Origin of the sequence: Mesorhizobium muleiense (genome assembly GCF_900099905.1) — a bacterium.
Taxonomy (GTDB): Bacteria; Pseudomonadota; Alphaproteobacteria; order Rhizobiales; family Rhizobiaceae; genus Mesorhizobium; species Mesorhizobium muleiense.
This window is the reverse complement of the sequence record NZ_FNEE01000013.1, coordinates 132,643-157,107: the sequence shown is the minus strand read 5'-3', so window position 1 is coordinate 157,107 and position 24,465 is coordinate 132,643. Positions and strand designations below refer to the sequence as shown.

At 62.6% G+C, this 24,465-nt stretch carries 23 protein-coding genes; 11 read left to right on the top strand and 12 right to left on the bottom strand.

Going from position 1 to position 24,465, the window contains the following annotated elements; translation table 11 throughout:
* Positions 1-247 precede the first annotated feature (247 nt).
* The 3 genes from BLT09_RS21835 to BLT09_RS21825 form a co-directional block, all read right to left on the bottom strand.
* Positions 248-1,243, bottom strand: a complete 996-nt coding sequence (locus tag BLT09_RS21835) for an ABC transporter permease (protein WP_091596502.1) — start codon at positions 1,241-1,243, stop codon at positions 248-250.
* A gap of 82 nt (positions 1,244-1,325) precedes the next feature.
* Positions 1,326-2,870: a sugar ABC transporter ATP-binding protein gene (locus BLT09_RS21830; protein ID WP_091596553.1), complete on the bottom strand. Its 1,545-nt coding sequence runs from the start codon at positions 2,868-2,870 to the stop codon at positions 1,326-1,328.
* Positions 2,871-3,091: 221 nt separating this feature from the next.
* A complete protein-coding gene (locus BLT09_RS21825; RefSeq protein ID WP_023796948.1) occupies positions 3,092-4,054 on the bottom strand; it encodes a sugar-binding protein in 963 nt (320 codons plus the stop codon).
* Positions 4,055-4,632: 578 nt separating this feature from the next.
* Here BLT09_RS21825 and BLT09_RS21820 point away from each other — a divergent pair.
* Entirely contained in the window at positions 4,633-5,772 is a 1,140-nt protein-coding gene (locus BLT09_RS21820) for a LacI family DNA-binding transcriptional regulator (protein WP_023796950.1), read from the top strand.
* Here BLT09_RS21820 and BLT09_RS35540 read toward each other — a convergent pair.
* On the bottom strand, positions 5,726-6,355 hold the full coding sequence (locus BLT09_RS35540; RefSeq protein ID WP_280141209.1) for a winged helix-turn-helix transcriptional regulator: 630 nt from the start codon (positions 6,353-6,355) through the stop codon (positions 5,726-5,728). The two genes, BLT09_RS21820 and BLT09_RS35540, sit on opposite strands and share 47 nt — an antisense overlap.
* A gap of 139 nt (positions 6,356-6,494) precedes the next feature.
* Between BLT09_RS35540 and BLT09_RS21810 the strand changes: the two genes are divergently transcribed.
* Complete coding sequence (locus tag BLT09_RS21810) at positions 6,495-7,427, top strand: NAD(P)-dependent oxidoreductase (RefSeq protein ID WP_091596499.1); 933 nt, start codon at positions 6,495-6,497, stop codon at positions 7,425-7,427.
* A 428-nt stretch (positions 7,428-7,855) separates the two neighbouring features.
* On the opposite strand, the gene BLT09_RS35035 is transcribed toward BLT09_RS21810, so the two are convergent.
* Positions 7,856-8,002: a hypothetical protein gene (locus tag BLT09_RS35035; protein ID WP_236393309.1), complete on the bottom strand. Its 147-nt coding sequence runs from the start codon at positions 8,000-8,002 to the stop codon at positions 7,856-7,858.
* Between the two features lie 45 nt (positions 8,003-8,047).
* Between BLT09_RS35035 and BLT09_RS21805 the strand changes: the two genes are divergently transcribed.
* From BLT09_RS21805 to BLT09_RS21790, 4 genes are all read left to right on the top strand, one after another.
* Entirely contained in the window at positions 8,048-8,305 is a 258-nt protein-coding gene (locus BLT09_RS21805) for an SRPBCC domain-containing protein (protein ID WP_236473617.1), read from the top strand.
* A gap of 132 nt (positions 8,306-8,437) precedes the next feature.
* A complete protein-coding gene (locus tag BLT09_RS21800; protein WP_139172643.1) occupies positions 8,438-8,875 on the top strand; it encodes a hypothetical protein in 438 nt (145 codons plus the stop codon).
* Between the two features lie 136 nt (positions 8,876-9,011).
* Positions 9,012-11,567 (top strand): protein translocase subunit SecDF, encoded by a 2,556-nt coding sequence (gene secDF / locus BLT09_RS21795; RefSeq protein WP_091596490.1) that lies wholly within the window; start codon positions 9,012-9,014, stop codon positions 11,565-11,567.
* Between the two features lie 315 nt (positions 11,568-11,882).
* A complete protein-coding gene (locus BLT09_RS21790) occupies positions 11,883-12,851 on the top strand; it encodes a LysR family transcriptional regulator (RefSeq protein ID WP_091596487.1) in 969 nt (322 codons plus the stop codon).
* Positions 12,852-13,023: 172 nt separating this feature from the next.
* Here BLT09_RS21790 and BLT09_RS21785 read toward each other — a convergent pair whose 3' ends face one another.
* Positions 13,024-13,626: an ArsR/SmtB family transcription factor gene (locus tag BLT09_RS21785; protein WP_091596484.1), complete on the bottom strand. Its 603-nt coding sequence runs from the start codon at positions 13,624-13,626 to the stop codon at positions 13,024-13,026.
* A gap of 236 nt (positions 13,627-13,862) precedes the next feature.
* Between BLT09_RS21785 and BLT09_RS21780 the strand changes: the two genes are divergently transcribed.
* Positions 13,863-14,255: a GFA family protein gene (locus BLT09_RS21780; protein ID WP_091596481.1), complete on the top strand. Its 393-nt coding sequence runs from the start codon at positions 13,863-13,865 to the stop codon at positions 14,253-14,255.
* 45 nt (positions 14,256-14,300) lie between these two features.
* Here BLT09_RS21780 and BLT09_RS21775 read toward each other — a convergent pair whose 3' ends face one another.
* On the bottom strand, positions 14,301-15,818 hold the full coding sequence (locus tag BLT09_RS21775) for a winged helix-turn-helix domain-containing tetratricopeptide repeat protein (protein ID WP_091596478.1): 1,518 nt from the start codon (positions 15,816-15,818) through the stop codon (positions 14,301-14,303).
* A gap of 198 nt (positions 15,819-16,016) precedes the next feature.
* Here BLT09_RS21775 and BLT09_RS21770 point away from each other — a divergent pair, with 198 nt between their 5' ends.
* A complete protein-coding gene (locus BLT09_RS21770; protein WP_027152081.1) occupies positions 16,017-16,199 on the top strand; it encodes a DUF1127 domain-containing protein in 183 nt (60 codons plus the stop codon).
* Between the two features lie 146 nt (positions 16,200-16,345).
* On the opposite strand, the gene BLT09_RS21765 is transcribed toward BLT09_RS21770, so the two are convergent.
* From BLT09_RS21765 to BLT09_RS21755, 3 genes are all read right to left on the bottom strand, one after another.
* Positions 16,346-16,618 carry a hypothetical protein gene (locus tag BLT09_RS21765; protein WP_236473618.1) on the bottom strand — a complete coding sequence of 91 codons (273 nt, stop codon included), beginning with the start codon at positions 16,616-16,618 and terminating at the stop codon, positions 16,346-16,348.
* A 333-nt stretch (positions 16,619-16,951) separates the two neighbouring features.
* Positions 16,952-17,842: an ankyrin repeat domain-containing protein gene (locus tag BLT09_RS21760; RefSeq protein WP_091596475.1), complete on the bottom strand. Its 891-nt coding sequence runs from the start codon at positions 17,840-17,842 to the stop codon at positions 16,952-16,954.
* Positions 17,843-17,993: 151 nt separating this feature from the next.
* A complete protein-coding gene (locus tag BLT09_RS21755) occupies positions 17,994-18,386 on the bottom strand; it encodes a winged helix-turn-helix transcriptional regulator (protein WP_167366492.1) in 393 nt (130 codons plus the stop codon).
* 310 nt (positions 18,387-18,696) lie between these two features.
* Here BLT09_RS21755 and BLT09_RS34635 point away from each other — a divergent pair, with 310 nt between their 5' ends.
* The 3 genes from BLT09_RS34635 to BLT09_RS21745 all read left to right on the top strand — a co-directional run bounded on the left by BLT09_RS34635 (position 18,697) and on the right by BLT09_RS21745 (position 22,091).
* Positions 18,697-19,410 carry an alcohol dehydrogenase catalytic domain-containing protein gene (locus BLT09_RS34635; protein WP_208602524.1) on the top strand — a complete coding sequence of 238 codons (714 nt, stop codon included), beginning with the start codon at positions 18,697-18,699 and terminating at the stop codon, positions 19,408-19,410.
* Positions 19,293-19,691: a zinc-binding dehydrogenase gene (locus BLT09_RS34630; protein ID WP_236473619.1), complete on the top strand. Its 399-nt coding sequence runs from the start codon at positions 19,293-19,295 to the stop codon at positions 19,689-19,691. Before BLT09_RS34635 ends, BLT09_RS34630 begins: the two co-directional genes overlap by 118 nt.
* A gap of 567 nt (positions 19,692-20,258) precedes the next feature.
* On the top strand, positions 20,259-22,091 hold the full coding sequence (locus tag BLT09_RS21745) for an adenylate/guanylate cyclase domain-containing protein (RefSeq protein WP_342028465.1): 1,833 nt from the start codon (positions 20,259-20,261) through the stop codon (positions 22,089-22,091).
* Positions 22,092-22,430: 339 nt separating this feature from the next.
* Here the strand turns inward: BLT09_RS21745 and BLT09_RS21740 are convergent, their stop codons facing one another.
* Both BLT09_RS21740 and BLT09_RS21735 read right to left on the bottom strand, forming a co-directional pair.
* Entirely contained in the window at positions 22,431-23,507 is a 1,077-nt protein-coding gene (locus BLT09_RS21740; protein ID WP_091596472.1) for an S-adenosylmethionine:tRNA ribosyltransferase-isomerase, read from the bottom strand.
* Entirely contained in the window at positions 23,504-24,226 is a 723-nt protein-coding gene (locus tag BLT09_RS21735; RefSeq protein WP_091596469.1) for an SDR family NAD(P)-dependent oxidoreductase, read from the bottom strand. Before BLT09_RS21735 ends, BLT09_RS21740 begins: the two co-directional genes overlap by 4 nt.
* Positions 24,227-24,465: the final 239 nt, after the last annotated feature.

Genomic DNA, 24,465 nt, shown 5'->3' with positions numbered 1-24,465 from the left:
TCCTTGAATGGCATCCCGAACCCCTCGCGCGCAATGCGCAAAACTGTTCGCGATGTCTTCGCACACCTGTTCGCGATGTCTCCGGTCCAAACACCTCTGTGGGGGAAGGTGGATCGGCGCGCAGCGCCGAGACGGAAGAGGGGTGTTGGACGGAGTGAGACGTTGGTGTTCTCTGGAACACCCCTCATCCGACCGAGCTTCGCTCGGCCACCTTCTCCCACAAGGGGAGAAGGAAGAGGCAGGGCGACTACTCCGCGGCGGCACCGGCCGCGCCCTTGCGGGTTGCCTCCAGCATCCGCCGCCGATCCCGGTAGACGCCCCATTGCTGGTCGACCAGCACGCCGATCAAGATCACGCCGCCCATCACCGCGAAATTGAGTGAGGAAGGGATGCCGAGCAGGTTGACGAGGTTTTGCAGTTCCTGCAGCAGAACCGTGCCTAAGATCACGCCAATCAGCGAGCCTTCGCCGCCACGCAGCGAGAAGCCGCCGAGCACTGCGGCGGCAATGGCATAGAGTTCGTAGAACTGGCCGTGGCTCGCCGGCGAGATCGAGCGCGTGTACATGGCGAAATAGATCGCCGACAGCGCCGTCAGAACGCCGCAGATGACATAGGCCGCCATGACGACGCGGCCGGTGCGGATGCCCGAATATTTCGCCGCCTCCTCGTTCTTGCCGATGGCGTAGAGGTAGCGGCCGAACACCGAACGGTGCAGCACCACCCACATCACGATGGCGATGACGATCAGCGCGATGAAGCTGTTCGGCACGCCATAGGATCGCCCCGCGGTCAAGAATTCGAGCTCCGGAAAGTTCTGTCCGAAGGCAAAGCCCGCCGTGCCGTCGGCTGTGTAGAACCGCGCCACGCCGCGATAGATCAACAGGCCGCACAGCGTCACCACGAAAGGCTGCAATTTGAGCCGCGTGATCAGCCAGCCATGTGCCAGCCCGATGATGCCGCCAAGCACCAGGATCAGCGGCAGTGCCACCGGCCATGCCATGCCGCGCGTGGCAATGAAATCGACGAACAGGACGCCGAGCAGCGCTACCACCGAGCCGACCGACAATTCGATGCCGCCGGTGATGATGACGAAGGCCTGGCCGATCGCCAGGATGCCGAACAGCCCGATCAGGTTCGAGGTGTTGGCGAGGTTGATCGGCAGCAGGAAGCGTGGGTTGATGATCGCCACCACCGCTCCGACCACAAGGATCAGGATCAGCAGGCCAAGATCTTTCTTGCTCATCGTCTTCTCCCCAATGCCTGCCTAAGCAGGTTCCGCAAAAGTGTTGCGCGGTTTTGCGACCGGAACCTGCGCCAAACAAAAGCTATTTCGGCTGCTTGCCGACGGCCAGCAGCAGCACGTTTTCCTGGCTGAACTGTTCCTTGTCGAGAATGCCTGAGATCTGGCCCTCATGCATGACGGCGATGCGGTCGGAGACGCCGATCACCTCCTCCATGTCGCTCGATATCATCAGCACGGCGACGCCGGCATCGGCCAGCGCCCGCATCAGCCCGTAGATCTCCGCCTTGGCGCCTATGTCGATGCCGCGCGTCGGCTCGTCGAGGATCATCACCTTGGGGCTCATGGCCAGCCACTTGGCCAGCACGACCTTTTGCTGGTTGCCGCCGGACAGCGTGCCGGTGCGCGTCGCCACCGAGGGCGCCTTGATGCCGAGATTGCGTTTCTGCTTCTCGGCGGTGACGGCTTCGGCGCGGGCAGAGACCAGGGATCGCCGGGCATGGGCCGGCAGATTGGGGAGCGAAATATTCTGGGCAATCGACAGGTCGAGCAGGATGCCGGTCAGCTTGCGATCCTCGGGGACGAGGAAGATCCCGTTGGCCACAGCGTCGGCCGCCGAACCAAGAACCAGATCTTTTCCATCAAGCTGGAGCGCGCCGCCAAGGCTCTTCTCGATGCCGAAAAGCACGCGCGCCAGTTCCGTGCGGCCGGAGCCGACAAGACCCGCCAGGCCAAGGATTTCGCCACGCCTGACGCCGAGATCGACCGGTCGGTCTGGATAGGCGCTGGTGCGAACGGCCTTGGCCGACAGCGCGACGGCGCCGGGTGGGCGGCCTGATTCTGCGGCCTTCTCCCGCTCCTTCAGCATGCGGCCGATCATCAGCTTGACCATCTGGTCGTGGTTGACGGCGTTCTTCGGCAGCGTGCCGGCAAGCATGCCGTCCCTCAGCACGACGACGCGATCGGCAACCCGCTCGACCTCGTGAAGGCGATGCGAGATGAAGATGACGCTGATGCCGTCGGCCTTCAACGCCTTGATGACATCGAGCAGCTTGTCGGTTTCGGCAAGGGGCAGGCTCGACGTCGGCTCGTCGAGGATGACCAGCCGCGCCTCGATCGACAGCGCCTTGGCGATTTCGACCATCTGCTGCTGGGCAAGCGACAGCGCCGATACCGGGGTGTCGGCCGAGAAATTGGCGCCCACACGTTTGAGCAGCGGCGCCGCCAGCATGCGCAGCCTGGTGCGGTCGACAAGCCTGAGCGGACCGGCGCGCAACGGCTCGCGGCCGAAAAAGATGTTGGCGGCAACGTCGAGGTTTTCGAACAGGTTGAGTTCCTGGTGGACGAAGGCGATGCCGGAACCGATACTGGCCTCGACCGTCAGCCGGTCATGGGCGACGCCGTCGACGGTGATCGTGCCGGTGTCGGGTGTGGTCACGCCGCCGAGGATCTTCATCAGCGTCGACTTGCCGGCGCCGTTTTCGCCGACGAGGCCGATAACCTCGCCAGGCCTGACCTCCAGCGAAAACCCGTCCAGCGCGACCACGCCGGGATAGGTCTTGCGCACGCCCTCGAGACTGAGGAACGGGGCAATCGTGGATGCGCCGATGGATGCGTCGGAATAGTTCATCATGCCTGACAGCAGTTGGCGGGCCGGCCTCTCCGCAGATTGACGAGCCTGATCAGGCCCGTCAATAACAAGCGGAGCCAGTCACGCCAGCGTCGCGCTGCCCCTCACCCCTAACCTCTCCCCGTAAAGAACGGGGAGAGGGATCGCCAGCGTTGCAACCACTGCTCTTCTCCCCGTTCTGCACGCGGAGAAGGTGGATGAGGGGCCAGCGCCGACGACGCTCAGTTTCCGGACATCGCTTTCAGATTGGCGGCATAGGCGTCGACGTCGTCCTTGCCGATGATCTTGGTCGGGATGATGATCAGGCCGTTCTCCGGAATGCCCGACTTGTCGCCCTCGAGATAGGCCGCCATCAGCTTCATGCCCTGGTAGGCCCACTCGAAGGGCTGCTGCACGACGGTGGCGGCAACGGTGCCTTCCTTGACGCCGCCGAGCGTGATCGGATCGTCGTCGAAGCCGACGACCGTGATCTGGCCGAGCTTGCCGGCGTCGCGCAGCGCTTCATAGATGCGCGGGGTGTTGTAGGAATAGAAGCCGACCATGCAGGTGACGTCTGGGCTGGCGACCAGCGCGTCCTCGACGTTCTTCTTGGCGCGGGCCTGGTCGATGTCGTCGCCACGCACGTCGATCAGCTCGATCTTGGTGCCGGCGAGCCCTTCCTTCATGCCTTCGATGCGCTCCTTGGCATTGTCGGCGCCGAGCAGGCCGACGAAGCCGAGGCATTTGCCGCCGTCGGGCATCGCCTTCTTGGCGATCTCGGCCGCCTGCTTGCCGGCATCGATGTTGGACGAGCCGATATAGGCGATACGCTTGGTCTGCGGCGCGTCGCTGTCGGTGGTGAACAGCGCCGTCTCCGAGGCGATCTTGTTGAGCCCGTCGGTCGAGGTCTTGGGATCGACGGCCGAAACCATGATCGCCTTGACGCCGGCCGTCACCAGATCATCCATCAGCCGCTGCTGGATGGCGACCGACGACTGTTCCGGATATTTGAGCTCGAGATTGTAGTTGGGCAATTCGGCCTGGGCCTTCTTGACGCCGGCTTCGGCCGCCTTCCAGAAATCGGAAGCGCCGTTGACGACGAAGGCCAGCGTCGGTTTGTCCTGGGCACCGGCGATCGCCGTGAAGGACAGACCGAGAGCCAGGGCCGCTGCGGCGACGGACACATTTCGTATCGCAGATTTCATGTTCAACCTCCCATTTGATTCAGTCATTTTCGCTGATCTGAACTTTGTCGAATGCGGCTTGGACGCCCTCCTCCTCAAGGGTGCTGGCAGCGAAAGAACGGCGCCATCCCAGCCGCGATTTTGGACTTTAGAGACTCATTGGCAGTTCGTATAGTCGGATTTGTCTGACATTTCAGTAATTGCGTGGCGTTGCTTTGCCGGCCCAAGAGCCCGGATGCCGCGCCACACGCCTGCTTCCCGTCATGGCCCGGGCATGACGAATTGAGAATAGAACGCTTACTGCTATTAGTAAATAGTATTAGTCTCTGGTTGGAAAACCTGGTTGTCGCTGGCGAATGGCTGCCTGCCGTGTGGTGAGAAAGGGAGCCTTGAAATTGGATCACGTTCCCAGCAATCGATCTTCCAGAACCGCGTATCGCTGTCTCCGCGCTGCTAGCCATTCGGCTGCCAGGATGATAATAATGATTAATCGAGTGCCTGTTTTATAAATGCGAAGCGCCGTCGGCCGTCCTGCCGTCTTTAATGATGTCCCAGGACGACCGCTGGTTAGCCAAGCCGGGAATATGGAATACAATGCCATGAGCGAACCAACGGATCTGCGCGATCCTGCCCTCGAAGCCTCCCGGCGCCGAAAGCCATCGGCCAAGAATCCCAAGAGTCGCGTCACCATGACCGATATCGCCAGGGCCGCCGGCTGCTCGCAGGCAACGGTTTCGTTCGTCCTCAACAACACGCCGGGCATAAGGCTCTCGCAGCAGACCCGCGATCGGGTGATTGAGGCCGCGCGGGGTCTCGGCTATGCGCCACCAGCCTTCTCTGCTCTTCGCAGCCCTATCGCCTCGTTCGAAGGGCTGGACGGGGTGATCGGCTTCGCAGTCGATCAACTGGCGACCAGTCCCGAGGCAGTCGTCGCCATAGAAGGAGCGCGCCAAGCCTCGTGGAATGCCGGGAACGTCGTGCTGGTCGCTCAGACTTTGGGTGATTCCGTCATGGAGCCGCGCGCGATTGCGGCACTGACCAAGCGAGGCATTTCGGCGCTGATCTACATGACCATCTTCACGCGCGAGATCGCCGCGCCCGACTATCTCTACGACCTCGATATCCCGGTCATCCTGCTCAATTGCTATACCGCCGACTACGCCTTCCCCGCCGTGGTGCCGAGCGAAATCGCCGGCGGGCAGAGTTCCACCCGCCACCTGATCAGCCATGGCCACCGCCGCATCGCCACCATCACCGGCGAGCCGTGGATGCAGGCGGCGCAGGATCGGCTGAAGGGCTACCGCCGGGCGCTGGCGACGGCCGACATCCCGTTCGATGCGGAGCTGGTGGTCGAGGGCGACTGGTCAGCGAGCGCCGGCTACGCCGCGACCGTCAAGCTTCTGGCGCTCAAGGACCGCCCAACCGCAATCTTCTGCCAGAACGACCGAACCGCGATCGGCTGCTACGAAGCGCTGAAGGAAGCCGGCCTGCACATCCCTGGGGATATTTCCGTGATCGGCTATGACGACGAGGAAATCGCCCGGCATCTGTTCCCACCTTTGACGACGTCGATCCTGCCGCATATGGCGATGGGGCAATGGGCGATCGAGCAATTGGAAGTCCCTGCACCGCCCGGCCGCGGCCGCTACCCCATTACCAAGCTTGAATGCCCGCTGGTCGAGCGGGAATCGGTCAGTGCCGTGGCGCCTGGGCGCACACACGGACTGACAGCCAGCTGAGCACCTCCAGACTTCCGTCAATGCAAACGCCGTACTGATGCCGCTCCAAGCCAGACAAGCGCCCCGCAAAGGGCGGTGGCCCCGAAATTGTCGCCTGGCGTGGTGGATCGGCATCCTTGTGTCCAGAGTTCTGCGGATTGACATACAGTTTCGCCGTCTTCATGCGCCGCAACGATATCGCCCGGTATTGGCTGTCGCTGTTTCCGGCCGAGGGCGAAGCGCCATGAGCCAACTTCCAACTCGCATGGCGAACGGCATCCTTAAGCATTGGTGCGGGAGGGAATTGCTCACCCCAACGGCATAACGCCTCTGCTCCAGCATTGAGCGCCGCTCCGCTTTCTGTCAACGAATAGACGACCTTGGTCGGCGATCCCGGATAGACTTCTCGGTTCACAAGCCCGTCAGCCTCCAGTTCGCGTAATTGCTGCGTCAGCATCTTTTCACTGATCGCCGGAATGGATTGCCTCAATCGGCCGAACCTGCGAGACGCCGTTCCAAGCTCACAAAGAATATCCACTTTCCACTTCCCTTCGATCGCCTTGATCGCCGTTGCGAAGCCGCAATTGCCCGTCGGCTCATTCATGATGCTCTCCTTACCGTTGGGTAACCACTTACCTCCAGGTGCGTATTGTGCGCCCCATTCACTCCGACATACCTCTGCCCTTGACGGCAAAACCATGGCGCCGCTCGCCTATTGGCGTCTATTGGTATGGAGTGTTGCAATGAAGCTTTCAATCAGCGTTGTCGGGACGGGTCGTATGGGATCGGCGCTCGCCCGCGCCCTGCTCCGGTCGGGATATCGGACGACGGTCTGGAACAGGACGAAACAGAAGGCCGAACCGCTGGCCACGCTCGGCGCCACTGTCGCGGGGTCCGTCCTGGAAGCTGTCAATGCGGCTGAAATTGTCATTGTGAACGTAAGCGACTACCAGGCAACCGCTGCAGTTCTGCACGACGATGCTGTTGCTTCAGCTATTCGCGGCAAGCTGGTCGTGGAACTCACTTCGGGAACGCCGCATGGCGCACGTGAAGCCGCTGAATGGTTTGCCGAGCACGGAGCCAGCTATCTCGATGGCGCAATCATGGCCACGCCGGATTTCATCGGCACAGATGCCGGGACGATACTGATCTCGGGGCCAAGGCAGGCTTTCGACGCGAACGAGGAGATGTTTCGTGCCTTGGGCGGCAATGTCCAGCATATCGGGGAAGAGCCGGGACGTGCGAACGCACTTGATAGCGCGCTGCTTGCTCTCATGTGGGGCGCGCTGTTCGGCACGCTGCACGCGATCGCCGTGAGCCAGGCCGAAGAGATCGACCTCGGCGAGTTGGCTCGGCAGTGGACCGCAACAGCGCCTGTTGTTGACGGGCTTGTCGCCGACCTGATCAAGCGAACGGATGCTGGCCGTTTTGCCAGCGACGATGAGACGCTCTCGTCGATCTCCCCGCATTACGGCGCATTCCAGCATCTTTTGGAGCTGATGGAGGCGCGCAAGATCGACCGCTCTGTGGCCGACGGTTACGACGCGATCTTCCAACGGGCGATTGCAGCTGGCCACTTACATGATGATTTCGCAGCGTTGTCGCAATTTCTGGGAAGTCCGGATAAGAGATCTCTCCGATCTGGAGTGCGAGGCGGATCCCTTCTGACTGGCTGAGCGGATTTGGTCTCCGGCCTTATTGAGGCCGACCACGCTTTGCCGTCAGCCAGCGGGTTCGGGCTGTGTTGTCCGAGCATGGGCCGGTCAGACCAGTGACCTACTTGGGGGAATAGAATGCCTTTGACGCTTCTCATCGATTCGTATTGTGCTGCTTGGTCCGATCAGAACGCCGAGCAGCGGCGGGCATTGCTGTTACCGATCTGGAGCGATGGCGCGACATACACAGACCCTACAGTCCATACGACTGGCGCGGAAGAACTGCTCGCGCACATCGCAAGAGTTCTGGCCAAGCGTCCCGGTGCCCGCATCCTACGGACAAGTGACGTGGATGTTCATCATGGGATCGCACGCTTTGCGTGGAAGTTTGTGATGCCTGATCGATCGTCCTTCCCTGAGGGTTTGGACATAGCCTTCCTCGACCCTGGTCATAAGCGAATAACGCGTATCATCGGCTTTTTTGGGCCGTTGGCACGGTCAAGCTGATCGACCAGCGCGTGCCAGCCCGTGCGCCACCAGCCGATCGATAATCTCGCAATAGCGACGCCGCTTGCCGCCATCGCCTTGGAATACATGCTGATATCGGTGGCGAGGATGGGACGGAATGCGACTGGGGCGAAGTGCTGGCCTGGGAACCGCCAAACCGCATCGTCCTGGCATGGCGGATTCGCGCCGACTGGCAATATGATCCGTCGCTGCTGACCGAAGTCGAGGTCAAGTTCTCCGAGGCCGGCGAGAACGCGACTCGCGTCGAGCTCGAGCATCGTCAGCTTGAGAACATGGGCGCGGCCGGTGAAGCGGTGCGTGAGATCTTCGAATCCGATCGTAGCTGGAGCGGTATCCTGCAAGACTATGTCCGGTTAATCGAGAAGCGGTAGGCTGCCAACCGATCGGCCAACTGACTTACCCTTTGAGTACGTGAAAGCTGCGCTTCAATTCGCAACGCAAGTGCTATAGTGAGACCAGGAAAGCGGCTCGCCGCTTACCGAGGCAACGAAAGCGAAAGCGTATTGGTCGCAGTGTATGAAAGCCGTAGCGATGGGATGAGACGAGGCGGCCGAGGACGGGCCGGGCCCGGCGTCCTGCTCAGCCTGGGTGCCGGTCTGCGGCTGCTGGCTTGGCTGCTCTTTCTGATCTGGATCATTCCTGCGGCAACAGCCGACCAGGTTGCGCACGACCTTGCCGAAGGCCAAATCGGCGCGACCGAGCCAGTCACACACCCGACTGTCCTTGCCCGCAGTATTGCGCGCCACGTCGGTGCTGAGACTTCCCGTGTCAAGACACCTGTCATTGCGAGAGATGGCAAACCGTTTTGCATTATCGCGGATTTGCGGCTGCCGCCCGAATCCGCGTCAGCCGCACTGTTTGGTGCAGGGTCTGAAGACCAGCCAAAGCTGTCGCCGATCCGCGCCTTTGATGCGCGCGCGCCTCCGCTTCTCACGGCGTGAACCTGGCCGCGCGACTGCGGCCCTGGACTCCAAAACTTTCACATCGCGTTCCGTTCGTCGAGTTGCTCGCCGATCGGAACGCCAAAGCTCTTGTCGGAGGCGGTTTGCGCCCGATATGGGCTGAACGGACAAGAACATGCTGCATTTTTCGCGCTGGAAGACCATTCTCATCTGGCTGACGGTCCTGGCCGGTATTCTTTACGCAGCTCCCAATCTGGTTCCCGCCCCCACTCTGGCATCGCTGCCGAATTGGCTGCCAAAGCAGCAGCTGACGCTGGGCCTCGACCTGCAGGGTGGCTCGCACATCCTGCTCCAGATCGATAGGCAGGACCTTGCCAACGAACGCCTCGAATCGGCACGCGACGAGGTCCGCACATCGCTGCGCGATGCCCAGATCGGCTATACCGGGCTTGCCGGCACCGCCAATTCCATCCAGGTCCGCATTCGCGACCAAGGCCAGATCGAAGCTGCGAAGACCGCGCTCGAAAGACTGGCGCAGCCGATCTCGACGGGCATGTTCATGAGCGGCTCGGTGACCGAGATGGAGATGACCGAGCCGGAACCGGGCCTGCTGCGCTTCACGCTGACCGAAGCCGGGATCGATTACCGGATCGCCGCGGCGCTGACGCAATCGATCGAGGTGGTGAGCCGGCGCGTCAACGAACTCGGCACGACCGAGCCGATCATCCAGCGCCAGGGATCGGACCGCATCATGGTCCAGGTGCCGGGCCTGCAGGATCCGCAGCGGCTGAAGGATATCCTCGGACAGACGGCCAAGCTGACCTTCCAGATGGTCGACCAGTCGATCCCGGTCGAGGAGGCGATCTCCGGCCGCCCGCCGGCGGGCTCGACGGTGATGTATTCGACGGAAGAGCCGCGGGTTCCGCATCTGATCGAGAACCGGATCATCGTTTCCGGCGAAAACCTTGTCGATGCGCAGGCAACCTTCGACCAGCGCACCAACGAGCCGGTGGTCTCGTTTCGCTTCGACAGCCGCGGCGCCACCCGCTTCGGTCAGGCTACCCAGGCCAATGTCGGGCGCCTGTTCGCGATCATCCTCGACAACGAGGTGATCTCCGCGCCGCAGATCCGCGAACCGATCCTGGGCGGCACCGGGCAGATATCCGGCAGTTTCACGGTGGAGAGCGCGAACGATCTTGCGGTCCTGCTGCGCGCCGGTGCACTGCCTGCCGACCTCACCATCGTCGAGGAGCGCACCGTCGGTCCGAGCCTCGGCAGCGATTCCATCGAGGCGGGCCAGTTCGCGGCAATCATCGCCGGGGTCCTCGTCGTCGGCTTCATGCTGTTCGCCTATGGGCGACTGGGGCTGATCGCGAATATCGCGCTGCTGGCGAACGTCGCACTGATCATCGCCGTCCTGTCCGTGCTCGGGGCGACGCTGACGCTGCCTGGCATCGCCGGCATCGTGCTGACGATGGGCATGGCGGTCGATTCCAACGTCATCATCTTCGAGCGCGTCCGCGAAGAGAACCGCCAAGGGCGCTCGATCGTGCAGTCGATGGATTCCGGGTTCAAACAGGCGCTGGCGACTGTCGTCGACGCCAATGTGACGACGCTGATTGCCGCCGTCATCCTGTTCTTCCTCGGCTCGGGGCCGATCAAGGGGTTTGCTGTCACCCTCGCCATCGGTATCGTCACCACCGTGTTCACGGCGTTCACGCTGACGCGTTGGCTGGTCGCGTTCTGGCTTCGCCGGCAGCGGCCGAAAACCATGCCCGCCGGTGTCATGCGCCTGGTGCCCGACGACACGCGGGTGCCGTTCATGGCATTCAGAAAATACGCCTTCACGCTGTCCGTGCTGTTGTCGATCGCTTCGGCGGTGCTGTTCTTCACTGTCGGCATGAACTACGGCATCGACTTCCGCGGTGGTTCGAGCATCGAGGTGCAGGCAAAGGGCCAGCAGGCCGACATCGGCGACATCCGTGAGCGACTGACGGGTCTCGATCTGGGTGAGGTGCAGGTGCAGGAGTTCGGCTCGGCCCGGGATGTGCTGATCCGCATCGGCACCCAGGGGGGCGGCGACGTTGCCGAACAGTCCGCCGTCGAGAAGGTAAGAAGCGCGATCGAAACCGACTACGAGTTCCGCCGCATCGAGGTCGTCGGTCCGACAGTGTCGTCCGAACTCGCGTTCAACGGCACAATGGGCGTGTTCGCCTCGCTGCTGGCGATGCTCGTCTACATCTGGATCAGGTTCGAGTGGCAGTTCGGGCTCGGCGCCATCATTTCGACGTTCCACGACGTGATCCTGATGGTCGGCTTCTACGTCGTCGCCGGCATAGAGTTCAATTTGACCTCGATTGCCGCGATCCTGACTATTGTCGGCTATTCCATCAACGATACGGTTGTCGTCTATGACCGGGTCCGCGAGAATCTGCGCCGCTATAAAAGGATGCCGATTGCCGAGCTGCTCGACCTGTCGATGAACCAGACGCTGGCGCGAACGGTCCTGACCGGCGTGACCACGCTGTTTGCGCTGGCGGCGCTTTCGATCTGGGGCGGCGAGGTGATCCAGTCCTTCACGGTCGCAATGATCTTCGGCATCCTCGCCGGGACCTATTCCTCCATCTTCGTCGCCGGGCCGCTGCTGATCCTGTTCAAGCTCCGGCCGGGCGCCCTCAGCCAAGAGGAAGCCGCAGTGGCGAAAGAGCCGCCGGCGCAACAGGCCTTGTGACACAACGATGGACGCTGTCATCCTTTGGGTAGCTGCACTTTGATCTGGCGCATGATCCTTTGCGAAATCGATTTCGATTCAGGGGTCATGCGCCAACCAGACCGTCTCTCGCATCGCCTCGTTGCCGTGTAGCCGATCATCAGTTGGCGGCAATCATCTTGACGACCGGCAAGGACGGCGGCGGCGACGCTGAACCTTGGAAGGTTCAGAGCGCGGCAACATCACCGCCAGGCTCCGTTCGGGCGAGCGATGCACCGCTCAGCTGGTAAAACTGCATGTTGATCTTGATGAAGCCAATGATATGATTTCAGGAATATGCTGAATGAAATTGATCTTTCGCGCACCGATCTCAATCTCCTCGTCCTCTTCGAGGCCGTGCTCGGAGAGGGCCACGTGGGCCGGGCGGCGGACCGGCTTAACCTGACGCCATCGGCAGTCAGTCACGGACTCGGCCGGCTGCGCCGGCTCCTCAACGATCCGCTGTTCCTGAGAACGCCCAAGGGCGTGGTGCCGACGGCGCGTGCAACGGAACTCGCCGCGCCGATCGCCGACGTTCTGGCGCGCGTGCGCAGCGTGATGGCGACTGCCGCGCCCTTCGATCCCGCCACGGCCATGCGCCGGTTCGCAATCGGCGCACCGGACGGTGTCTCAGCCGTGATCCTGCGCCCGCTCCTCGCCGAACTCAGCCGGATTGCGCCACGCATCGACGTCGGCGTGCGTCAGATCTTGCCCTCGCCAGCCCGCGTCTGGCGGAGCGCGATTGTCGATCTCGAGGCGCACGCCATCGACATCGCGATCATTCCGTCCGATGACATCCCGCCTCGCTTCGAAAAGCGCTGCATCTACGAAGAAGACTTTGTAATTGCCATGCGCCCTGGACATCCGTTCGCGCGTGATCCGAGCCTGGAGCGATACTGCAGCATGCAGCATCTGGTCGTCTCGGACAGCGGCGATCCTTACGGCTTCGTGGATGAACAACTGGCCAAGCAAGGCCGGGCGCGACGGGTTGCGTTGACGGTTCCGAACTTCATGTTCGCGCTTGCCGTCATCGCCGAGACCGACCTCATCTCGGCCCTGCCGCGGCGGTTCGTTGCCATGCATGCGGCGCGTTTCGGCGTGCTGAGCCTCGATGCCCCGTTGCCGTTGCCCGGCTTCCGGCTCAACGCCGTCGCTCCCAAGGTCGCGATGATGGATGCGGGCGTGGCATGGCTCTTCGATCTGCTTGCGGAGCAGACTGCGCAGAAGCACCCCAGCGGCTTGCCCGCACGAAGTCGGCAATCATAACTCGGAAAGCTTCGTCGGCGCCGCCAGCGTGGATGAAACTGACAATTGCGTTTCTCCTGCAGCGCTACTCCGCGGGAGTTGGGAAGTGCTTTCCAAGCCAGGTTCGTCATTTTGGCTCCTCCCGTTTGCGATGCTTGCTGCATCGACCGAGCGATCGCCGGCAGCATCTTTTTTACTGAACCTCCTTTCCTTGCGGTTTGGCTGGTGAGGGGTGCGCCGTCACGACAAGGCGATGCGACCGTCCCTGCGGCGCGGTTTCGTCGTGATAGCGTGCCGCCAGCGTGGTGATGGCCTCAGTCAATTCGCGCGTGAACGAGGCGCGGTCGGCGGCGGAGCGGAAGCGGATTTCGGTGTCGATCGCCAAGGTCGCCAAGCGCTTGCCGGCATCGGTGGCGGCGCGCTGGAGAGCTCCGATCTCCCGCACCAGCCGAGCGCCGAGCGCAATGAGATAGCTTGCCGACAGGCGGTCCGGGGTGCGGTTCGGATCGGCGCCGACCGGACCCAGCGCGGTCGTCGAGACGACATAGCTTGTGGCGCTCGCCACCATGAGCCGCTCCGTCAGGCCACCCCACTTGCGCGTGTCTGCAACCTGGACGAGCCCGTGCTCCTCCAGAGCATGCAGGTGGTAATTGATCTTCTGCCGCTTGAGGCCGAGGCGTGTGGCGAGGGTAGCGGCCGAGGCCGGCTCGCGCAGTTCTGAGAGGAGTTGACTCCGAACGGGCTCCAACGCGGCGGCGGCCGCGCTCGGCCGATCTATGACTTCGATATCGAGCATGCAGCCCTCACGTTGACAATCTGTCCTGTCAATGCGCGTTGACAAGTGTAATTGTCAAGAGCGAAAGGGCCGCTTCGTCCGAACTTTCCAGATGGCATGCGGCTGTGGCAAGCGAGCCAGCTATCGCCCACTGCGGAAGTCGATGCGTCCCGCAGACGGCCCCGCACGGGGCAATTGCAATGACGGTGCCGTTCGTTGTAGCCATTGCGACCGCTTGATTTTGGAGGAGACGCAGCATGGACCGATTCACTGGCGGTTGCCTGTGCGGCAGCGTCCGGATTGTGGCGTCGGGGCTCCCATACCGGGTCGGCATCTGTCATTGTCTCGACTGCCGCAAGCACCATGGCGCCCTTTTTAACGCTTCGGCGGTGTTCCCCCAGGATGCGGTGACGATCGAAGGTGAGACGCGCGACTACGCCGGGCGGTTTTTCTGCCCCCGCTGCGGCTCGACGATTTTCGGACGCACCGCAGACGAAATCGAAGTGAACCTGGGATCCCTGGATGCCCCTGACCAACTGACGCCAACCTACGAAAGCTGGATAGTCCGTCGCGAGTCCTGGTTGCCGCCGTTTCCGCTCACGAGGCGGTACGAGCGCGATCGTGACGCCACGAGTCGCTTTGAGGAATAGTCGCACGAACGGTGCGAAAGCGTTTTGGGAGGTCACGCCGGCACGTCACTCCGGAAGACCGGCCTTGCGGAAGCCGTCGACGAAATGCTCGAGCGTCGCAGCATCGCGGAACGGCTCCGTCGTCGCCCAATGGCGGGTGGTGAAATGCGGGTTGCCGACGAGGAACAGTTCGGCCTCTGCGCGCGCCTCGTCGACCTGGCCCAGTTGGGCAAGGCTTGCCGCCAGGAAGCGGCGCGAGCTTGTACGATAAGTCTCGTCCCTGCGCAGTGTTTCGACAGCCGCTTCGTATTGGCCGGCCGCATATTGCGCCTGGCCAAGCGTCAGATAGTACCAACTTGCCGGAAACGGGTTCAACCGGAACGCCTTGCGAATGTGCTCAAGGCCTTCCTTGACCCGTCCGGCCAGGACCGCGATGTCGGACAATGCCGCCCAGGCATCGGCCTCGTTCGGATCGAGCTCGATCGCCCTGGCGAATTCCGCATCCGCCTCGGCGAAGCTGCGCTCATAGGCAAGCAGGTAAGCCAGAACCCAGCGGCAGCCGGCATCGTTCGGATCGATCGCCACGGCTTTGCGCGCCAGTTCCAACGCAACGCTACGGGACGTTTCGGTTGGTCCGCCGGAATGCACCCATCCCATCCAGTGGTTCATGGCAAGCCAGCGATAGGCCTCGGCATATTCCGGATCGAGCGAAACCGCGCGGGTGAGCATCAGATGCGCTTCGCGCGCCGTCTGCGGCGTGTCATCCATCAGCTTGCGCGCCCGCACGCAGAGATCGTAGGCCTCGAGACTTTTGGGCCGGTTGCGCGGCGGCGGTGCGCGCAGCCTGCCGAGCAACGCCTCGACGATCTTGCCGGTGACCTCGTCCTGAACGGCAAAAATGTCTTCCAGGCTGCGATCGAAGCGCTCCGCCCATAGATGGTCGCCGCTCACTGCGTCGACCAGCTGGGCGTTGATGCGCACGCGCCCCGCAGCGCGCCGTGCGCTCCCCTCCAGCAGGTAGCGCACGCCGAGATCCTGTGCGATATCGCGCACGTCCATCGCCTTTCCCTTGTAGGCGAAGGCCGAGTTGCGTGCGATGACGAACAGCCCGGAGATCCTGGACAGGTCGGTGATCAGGTCTTCGGTCAAGCCATCCGCGAAGGATTCCTGCTCGGGATCGTTGCTGACATTGACAAAGGGCAGCACCGCTATCGATGGCTTGCCGGGCAGCGGCAAAGGTTTTCGCTTCGCGCCGAGCTGTTCGACGGGCCCCGTGAAGCGGTAGCCGACGCGCGGAACCGTGGCGATCCAGTCGCCGCGCCCATTACCGCCATCTGCAGCCGGGCCAAGCAGCTTTCGCAGCAGCGCGATCTGTACGGTGAGGTTGCCTTCCTCGACCGCTGTGCCCGGCCACGCCGCATCCATCAACTCGGCTTTGCTCAAGATTTCACCGGGTCGTCCAACGAGCGCCGCAAGCAGCTTTAGCCCGCGGTAGCCAACGGCAACGGGGACATCGTTGCGAAGCAGCGTTCCCGCACCGGGATCAAGCACGAACGGACCAAAGGCGAAGCGCGATCCCTGCATGCGGCGTATCTATAGCCCGTTTGGAAGTTTTGAGAACTATTTGGCAGAGCTTAATTACGACGCTGTTCGTATCCTGCAGAATTCACCCTCTTTCAGGTCGAGGGTCCCCGGACCTTCAAACCGATGGAGGTTGCTATGAACGATACTCTTGCATCGGCCCCGCATCAGGCAGGGGGAACGCCGGTGGAGCCGGCGGGAATGTTGCGTCGGCAACACAGCCTGGCGACCCTGAGAAGCATTATCGCGGCGTGGGACGAGCGGAAACGCTTTCGCTGGGAACTTGAGCAAATGGCGAAGGACAATCCCCATTTGATCGACGACATCGGTCTGACGAGACGGCAGGTCGAGGCAGAGATCGCCAAGCCCTTCTGGCGACGATGATCCTCGTCGCCGCAAGGTCGCGATGCCGATAACCGTCATCCTCGCCCCTGGTGCGCCAAAAGCATCTCGGAACGGTGGGAGAAGCTGGGCCGCCGATCCGATGCCAAGATCGGGCCTTGGCATGCGTCAGCGGCCCGGCTTCTTCCTTAGTCCTCGTCGTCATCATCCGTGTAGCGGTCGCGATAGCGGCGACGATCATAGTCCTGGTAACGACGGGAGGATCGGTCCTCCTGGTAAACCCTGCGCTTGACGTAGGTCTCGCAATAGTCGTCTTCACAATAGGTCTCGACAATCCGCTCACGCACAACGCCGTTGTTCGACGAGCTATTCGAGCTGGTGTTCGAGGACTGGCTGCCCGCGTGGGCAACGACTGTCGCCATCATCGTCGCTGATGTCATCAGTAGGAACTTCATACGCATGGCGGCCTCCATTTTTGGCTAGATAGCGCAACGCAAAGCCAAGTCGAGGTGAACTCAACGGCTGGGCATGCGGAGCGTGCACTGCAGTCTAGCCCAAAGTGTGGCTTGGCGCGCCGGACAGGATGAAACTGGGGTCTCGTACATTGTTGCTGCGCCTTTCCGAGATCACCGCTCGGAGCGGTCCGACTTGCGCCCCATAAACTGCCCTCGCCGCCCCGCCAAGATCGGACCAACCGGTCGTTGGTCAAGGGGAAGCGAAGTGACCTCCATGCAGAATTCGAGCGCTCATCGGCTTCGGCACAACCCGGCCGTGCCACTCCTGGGCGCGAGGGCTCAGGGTAGCGGGATTGGTTTGTCACTGAGTGTGCGCAAGTAGGCAATTATGTTTGTTCTTTCAGTCTCGTCCGGAGCACCCGGCACTTCCATGTAAACGCCCGGCGTCGTGAGCATGGGCTCAAGCAGAAATTTGTTCAGGTCCTCGTATGTCCAGACACCCTGCCATGCCAGCAAGGCGTCGGAGTAACGCCTCTTGGCCACAGATGCTTTGTCGCGACCGACGACGTTCCACAAAGTCGGTCCCTGATTGGCCCCTTCGTCCGGCACGGCATTATGGCAGTAGGCACAGAGGCGGGAGAAGGAGGCTCGGCCTTTCTCCACGTCGGCGGCAACCAACTTCTTCGCGATCGGGGCTGGCGTTGGCAAGATGACGCCGTGCGCGATGAGATAATCAGCCACTTCGCGTTGCCCCTTGAATTTCGCCAGATGGAGCGGTGTCTTGCCGTCCTTTGTCTTCGCATTCACATCCGCGCCGGCCTCGACCAGTGCCTTCACGCAATCGAGGCAACCGGATCTGGCGGCGATGTGAAGGGCGTTTTCGCGGTTGCGCTGCGAATTTGGATTTGCGCCCCTCTCCAGCAACAGATTGATCAAATCGATCCGGCGTTTTGCCAGAGCCGGCATGAGGGCAGGACCCAAACCCGGCGTCGGGGCGGCGTTGACGTCGGCACCGCGTTCGATGAGCAGTTTTGCCGCCGCAAAATGCCCGCCCCTGACGGCAAGATAGAGTGGTGTGGCTTGCCCATCACTCTCATCGACATCGGCGCCTGCGTCGAGCGCTGCCGCAATCGCCGCGACATCGCCCGTTTTCGCGGCGTCGTGGATGGCGGCGGCATGCGATGCAATCGGTGCAAGCACCAACAGAATGAACAGCAAAACCCCGCGCATCCGGCACCCCACTGTCAAACTGGAGGACGGCCAACAAGGCGCTGGTTCGACAGTTCGTCGACGATATCCTCGTCATCGACCGTTGGAAAGTCTCGTCGGGTATATCGTCAGCGACGTGAAAGTGCGAACCGCAGTCGCTTCATCGCGGCGATCATTCCGGCTGACCCGAGCAATGGAACTGTTCACCCCAGCGGCATAAGCCCTCTGCCCCAGCACAGAGCGTCGATCCGTTTTCCGTCAACGAATAGACGACTTTCGCCGGAGAACCGGGATGGACTTTTCGGTTCACAAGCCCGTCTGCCTCGAGTTCTCGCAGCTGCTGCGTCAGCATCTTTTCGCTGATCGCCGGAATTGACTGCCGCAGCCGGCCGAACCTGCGTGATGTCGCGCCGAGTTCGCAGATGATGTCCAGCTTCCACTTGCCGGAGACCATCTTTATCGCGGTTGCAAAACCATTCTCGGTGGGTTTGTTCACCTTGCCCTCCTTACCGGCAGGTAACCACTTACGCCTGCGTGCGTATTGGTGCCGCGCTTCCCAAATCATAGCTCTTCCTCGGAACGACAAGCGAGCCGAGCGTTGCGCCAATCAAAATATGGGATGTCGGAATGATGCCTGCAATCGGTGCCTGGACACTGGACGTATGGGATAGGCGCTCGCCCGCGCGCTGCTTGTAGCGGAATATCGCACGACCGTCCGGGACAGGACAGCAAAAGGGACAGGAAGGCGATCCAAGCCTTCATCATCAACCAATCATGGGACGCCTCCGAAAAGCGAACTCCTGCTTCGCCGGCGCGAAACAACAAATCACGTCGGCGAGGCTCGATTGACGACCGCTGGAAGCGGTGGCCGTTTCATGACCAACAGTATTTTTAGGAGAAAAAGCATGAGGAATGCAAAACCGGATACAATGCAGGCCGCCGCCATCGACCGGTTCGGTGGAGCCGAGTTGGTTACTGTGCGAGCCGTGCCAGTGCCCGAGGTCGGGCCGAGCGATGTCCTAATCCGCGTCGAAGTGGCGGGCGTGGCCTCGTGGGACGCGCTCGAGCGTGAGGGTCTCTACGACGGGGCTTTCGGAATGCCGTCGACATTCCCCTATGTGCTCGGCTGGGACTGCGCGGGCGCAGTCGTCGCCGTTGGCAGCCAGGTTAGCCGCTTCAAGGAAGGCGACCGGGTGTACGCTGCATCCATGCCGCTTCCCAAGGGTGGAACCTATGCCACCTACGCAGTGACGGATGCGGACAACGTGTCGCTCATCCCCGCCAAGCTCACGATCGAGCAAGCCGGCGTCATGGGCTGGGATGCGTTGACCGCGCTCAGCGGCCTGGAAGAGATCGGCCTAAAGCAGGGCGATACAATGATGATCTTCGGCGCCAGCGGCGGTATCGGGCACATGGCCATCCAAAACGATTGGGCGCCCGCGTATTGGCGGTGGCTTCGGGCGATGACGGCGTGGCGCTATCGCAGCGGCTGGGCGCCGACGCCATCGTCAACGGGCGCAAGGACGACGTGGTCGCGGCCGCTCGTGAATTCGCCGCCGGCGGCCTCGGCGCTGCCCTTGTCACAGTAAGCGGTGAGGCGGCCAACCGCGCGCTGACGTCAGTGCGCGACGGCGGTCGGGTCGCCTGCCCGCACGGCGCGATGCCCGATCCAAATGTCCGGCCCGGCGTGGAGCTCATTCGCTACAACGGCGCCCGAAGCCAGGCCGCGACCGACAAGCTTAACCGCCTGATCGACTCTGGCCCGTTCGACGTCCATGTCGCCCGTACATTCCCGTTCGACAGGGTTGTCGATGCGCACCGAGCGCTTGCCACCCACTACGTCGGCAAGCTCGCTTTGCGGGTGAGTTGAGCAAAGGGTGGATCCATCAGACATCACCAGGCGTTGCGACGGCGGAACAGGATTATGACAGCCATGGAAATGTGCTGGCGCTTTCCCATCCGCCGATCGCCGCTGATCTGCCAGAAACAAAAAAATGTGCTGCCGTTTGCGGTCCCCGACTATCGGCTGCAAATGGCGCGTCGGAGAGGATGAAACTGGGCACCGCTATGTCATTGCTGCGCCCATTGATTTCTAAGATCACTTCTCGGAGCGGAGGATCGGCTTTGCGCCACTTGCCGACCTCAGCACCTCTAAGCGCGAACGTCTCGTGTGATGCGGGCGTTCGTAGGGCATCTCGCTGTTACATCGCGGTGACAAAGCACCCGCCACGGTGGCGTCAACCGGTTACACAGAGCAGGAAATATTTCCGGCCTTCTGGGAGAGTTGGTCAGCGTCCCAGAGGCTGCGTGGGCGTGTCGTCGGTTGGCTGTTAGCGCGGCGACTGGAACGCTCCACGTCTCGCAAGCGGGATAGCGAAGTCTCGTGAAGGCAAGGTCAGCTGCGTTCTCCGTTCTGTATCGGCGACGACTGGGAGAGATGGGCACCATGCATATAGGGCGTCCGGAAGTTAGCAGGACATGGACGCGGGGCGGCCCGCGTGCAGGCGCTTGGCTGAGCGGTGCAATAACCACGCAGCGCCGCCTCGCAGCGATCCTGGCTTGCGACGTGGTCGGCTATTCGCGCCTGACGGAGCGCGACGAGCGCGGCACGCTCGAGCGGCTGAAGATCTACCGCAAGGACCTCCTCGAACCGCTGGTCTCCGAGCACCAGGGTCGGATCGTCAAGCTCACCGGCGACGGCATGCTGTGCGAGTTCGCGAGCGTCGTTTACGCGGTGACCTCGGCGATGGCGATCCAGCAGGCCCTGGCAGAACACGAGGCGGAGATGCCCGAGGAAGAGCGGATTCGCTTCCGCATCGGCGTCAATCTCGGCGACGTGGTCTGCGAGGAGGACGGCGACCTCTACGGCGACGGGGTCAACATCGCCGCCCGCCTCGAAAGCATCGCCGATCCCGGCACCGTGGTCGTCTCGGGCACCGCCTACGACCACCTTCAGGGCAAGCTCGACTGCGGCTTCACGCCGCTCGGCGACCTGCGCCTCAAGAACATCGAGCGGCCTGTGCGCGCCTACCGCGTCGAGACCGACGCCAGCGCCTCGGTGGCTGCACTGCCTCCCCTGCCCGAGAAACCCTCGATCGCGGTTCTGCCTTTCACCAACATGAGCGGCGACCCCGACCAGGAATACTTCGCCGACGGGCTGGTGGAGGACATCATCACGGGATTGAGCCGGGTGAACTCCTTCTTCGTGATCGCCCGCAATTCGTCCTTCACCTACAAGGGCCGGGCGGTGGACCTGCGCCAGGTCGGACGCGAGCTGGGCGTCCGCTACGTGCTCGAAGGCAGCATCCGCAGAGCAGGATCGCGGGTGCGCATCAGTGGGCAGTTGGTGGACGCGATCAGCGGACACCATGTCTGGGCCGACCGCTTCGAGGGCGACGTGAGCGACATCTTCGACCTGCAGGACAAGGTGACCGAGAGCGTCGTCGGCGCCGTCGAGCCGAGCATCCGGCTGCAGGAGATCAAGCAGGCGCGCATGAAGCCGACCGACTACATCAGCGCCTACGACCTCTACCTTCGCGCGCTGCCGCGCTTCTACAGCATGACGCGCGAAGGCTTTGCCGACGTGCGCCGGCTCACCAACGAGGCGCTCAGCATCGACCCCAGCTTCAACTTGGCGAAGGCACTCGGCGCCTATATCCGCAGCCTATCCGTGAGCCAGTGCTGGCACGAGCCCGACGATATCCGAGTCGCCGCGCGCATGGCGCGCGAGGTATTGGCTGAAGCGCGCGACGACCCCACGAGCCTACGCTTCGCCGCGCAGGTTATCGCCTACAGCGCGAAGGACTACGAGATGGCGCTGGGCACGATCGAACGATCCCTGCTACTCAACCCCAATTCGGCGCAAGGCCATACGGGCAGCGGCTGGGTGAACACACATTCCAGCCGCCCGCTCGTCGCGATCGAGCACTTTCACAGGGCAATGCGGCTGAGCCCGGTCGACCCCGAGAAGGGCATCGCGCTCTCCGGCATCGGGATGAGCTACCTGATGCTCGAGCGCTACGAAGAAGCGCTGGCATGGGGAGAACGCGCGCTGCACGAGATGCCGAACTACGGCTCCTCGCACCGGGTGGTGATCATGGCGCTGGTCAAACTCAACCGGCTGGACGAGGCGCAGGAGGCGGCGCGGCGGCTGATGGAGGCGTTCCCGACCTACACGCTCACCCTGCAGAGGCAGATCAACCCGTGGAGGGACAAGGTGTTCGCCGAGAGTTACGTCGAGGCGCTGGGCGTCTCCGGCGTGCCGGAGTGATCGTCGCGGTTGCAAAGATGCCCTCTCCTGCGCGTCACGTCCGGCCAGGCGACGTCCCTTGATCCCGCGTCGCTTCTGGAAGGACAGTTCTCTGGCCGTACTCCGGTTTCCACCCTGACGAGACCTACCGACGGTCCAGACAAAAGTCGAGGTTGGGTCAGAACTGGACGTCGCGACACGATTTTGGAATGTACTGCCGATTGGCGCGCCCGAAGAGATTCGAACTCCTGACCCCGATTCGTAGCTACTAAGGTCAAAATAGTTATTTTAAATCAATTACCTGTCAAAAATTGTTTCCGGAAGCCCTGGGAAACCAAGATCTCGGAACGCCTATAGAGTCTATAGAGTAGAGGCTGCGTCTCGCGCACGGTTCGGTTCGTGCGATCGATCCAGCAGTTGCCGATTGAGCAGCATGGAATCGCCGAATTCATGCGTCCGGTATCGGTGCGCGGCGAAGGCTGCGGAGGCCTTGGCGAGCAGGGCATCGTCGGCAAAGGCGCGCAGGAGCTCGAAATGGCTTTCGCCCGGCTGGTGGACGCCGGTCAGAATCGCATCGACGACGCGAAGCGGCGTCTCCCGCGCGACGCGGCCCGTCGCAATGCCATTTTTTGCACGCACGCTGCCATCGGGATTAGCGGCCGCCTCAAGCGCGCGCACGACGCTCGTGCCGACCGCGATGATGCGGCTGCCGCGCAGCTTCGCCCGCGCGACTTTTACCGCGGTGTGCTCGGGGATGCGGTATGGCTCATCGAAGGGAAGGCGCGAGTCGAGCGCGCGATCCCCGGTGGAGGAAACGCCCGTGGCATGCGTGAGTGTGGCGAAGCCGACGTCGTGCCGCCGCCAGCTTTGAAGCGTGCGCCAGTCGAGCGCAAAGCCTGCCGATGGCGCCTCGAACGCGACCGGCCGGGCGGCAATCTTCGTCCAAACATCCCAAAGTGCCAACGGCTCGGGAACATGCGCGTATTGGATTGGCCGGCCGTGCTGCGCCAGTCCTGCAAGCACAGCTGCGCGGTTGCCTAAGAAGCGCAGCTCGAGAAGGCGAGGATGGTCGAGAAGGCGCTCCACAACGGCTTCAAGCGGGCCGAGCCGGAGGCGATTGCCCGGTGACAGCGGACGCGGAGGCAGCCGATCTTCGGTGCGCGTGCGGTGATCGCCCGCGCCGAAGGCAATCGCCACGAAACGCGTTGGATCGGCAAGTGACAGCCAGCCCGCCAGGCGGATCTCGATCGCTTCACTGCTGGGGACATGCGTGCCGCGCAGGCTGGCAGGCAAGGTCGCGGCGTCATTGGCGACGACCAGGTCGTCGGGCTCGAACAGCTTCGCGAGGTCAGCGCGCGGCAGGTCGGTCATCGCGCCGTCCGCCATGACGACCAACAGCCTGGCGGAGCGCCGATCCGGATGGTCGGCGGCAATCATCCACGTGCCACGGCGCGGGGTGCTGCGCCAGCCGGCAACGCGTCAAGCAGCTTATCGATGATCTCGGCAGCCGCCAGATCGGGGTGCTTCAAGGTGGCCGGATCGGCGTCAGGAAGCGCCAGCGCGTGCAGCGGGGTGTCCATATCGCCAGGGTCGAGCGCGAGGAACCTTATGCCATCGTCTTTCGCCTCCTCGTCCCAGATCGCCATCAGATGGGCAAGAGCGGCCTTGCTCGCACCATACGCGCCCCAGCCAGGATAGGCGTTCACCGCCGCGTCGCTGGAGATGTTGATCACCAGCGCGCCACGGCTCTCGCGCGCCGACGTGGCAAGCGCACCGAACAGCGCTCTGGTCAGCCGAAACGCGCCGACGAGATTGACCGCAAGCGCCTTTTCCAGATCCTCGCACTCGGTGTCGGCAAGCAGCACAAGAGGCACCGGCCCGAGGCTCGATGCATTGTTGATCAGGACATCGAGCCCGCCGAGGCTGGCGGTGACCTGCAACGCGATCGGGTAGATGTCGTGCTTCTTGCCGAGGTCGCCGACAATGCCGTGTGCGCCCGTCTCGTCAGCGATGCGCTCGACGTCCGCGGCAGTGCGTGCGACGAAGGCGACGCTCGCACCCTGCGCGGCGAGCTGCCGCACAAGCGCCAGCCCGAGACCGGACGTGCCACCCGTGACCGCTACGCGAAGGCCGTGGAAATCCATATTCGTCAGCATTGCCGATGCTCCTTCGATCCGTGCAGGCCAATGCTACAAGCTCAAGTTAACTTGAGGTCAAGCACTCATTGCGTGGATCGATGCGTGATCTTTCCTTCTCCCCTTGTGGGAGAAGGTGGATCGGCGCGTAGCGCCGAGACGGAAGAGGGGTGCTGGACGGAGTGCGTCGGTGCCAAGCTGGAACACCCCTCATCCGACCTCGCTTCGCGAGGCCACCTTCTCCCACAAGGAGGCCTTTG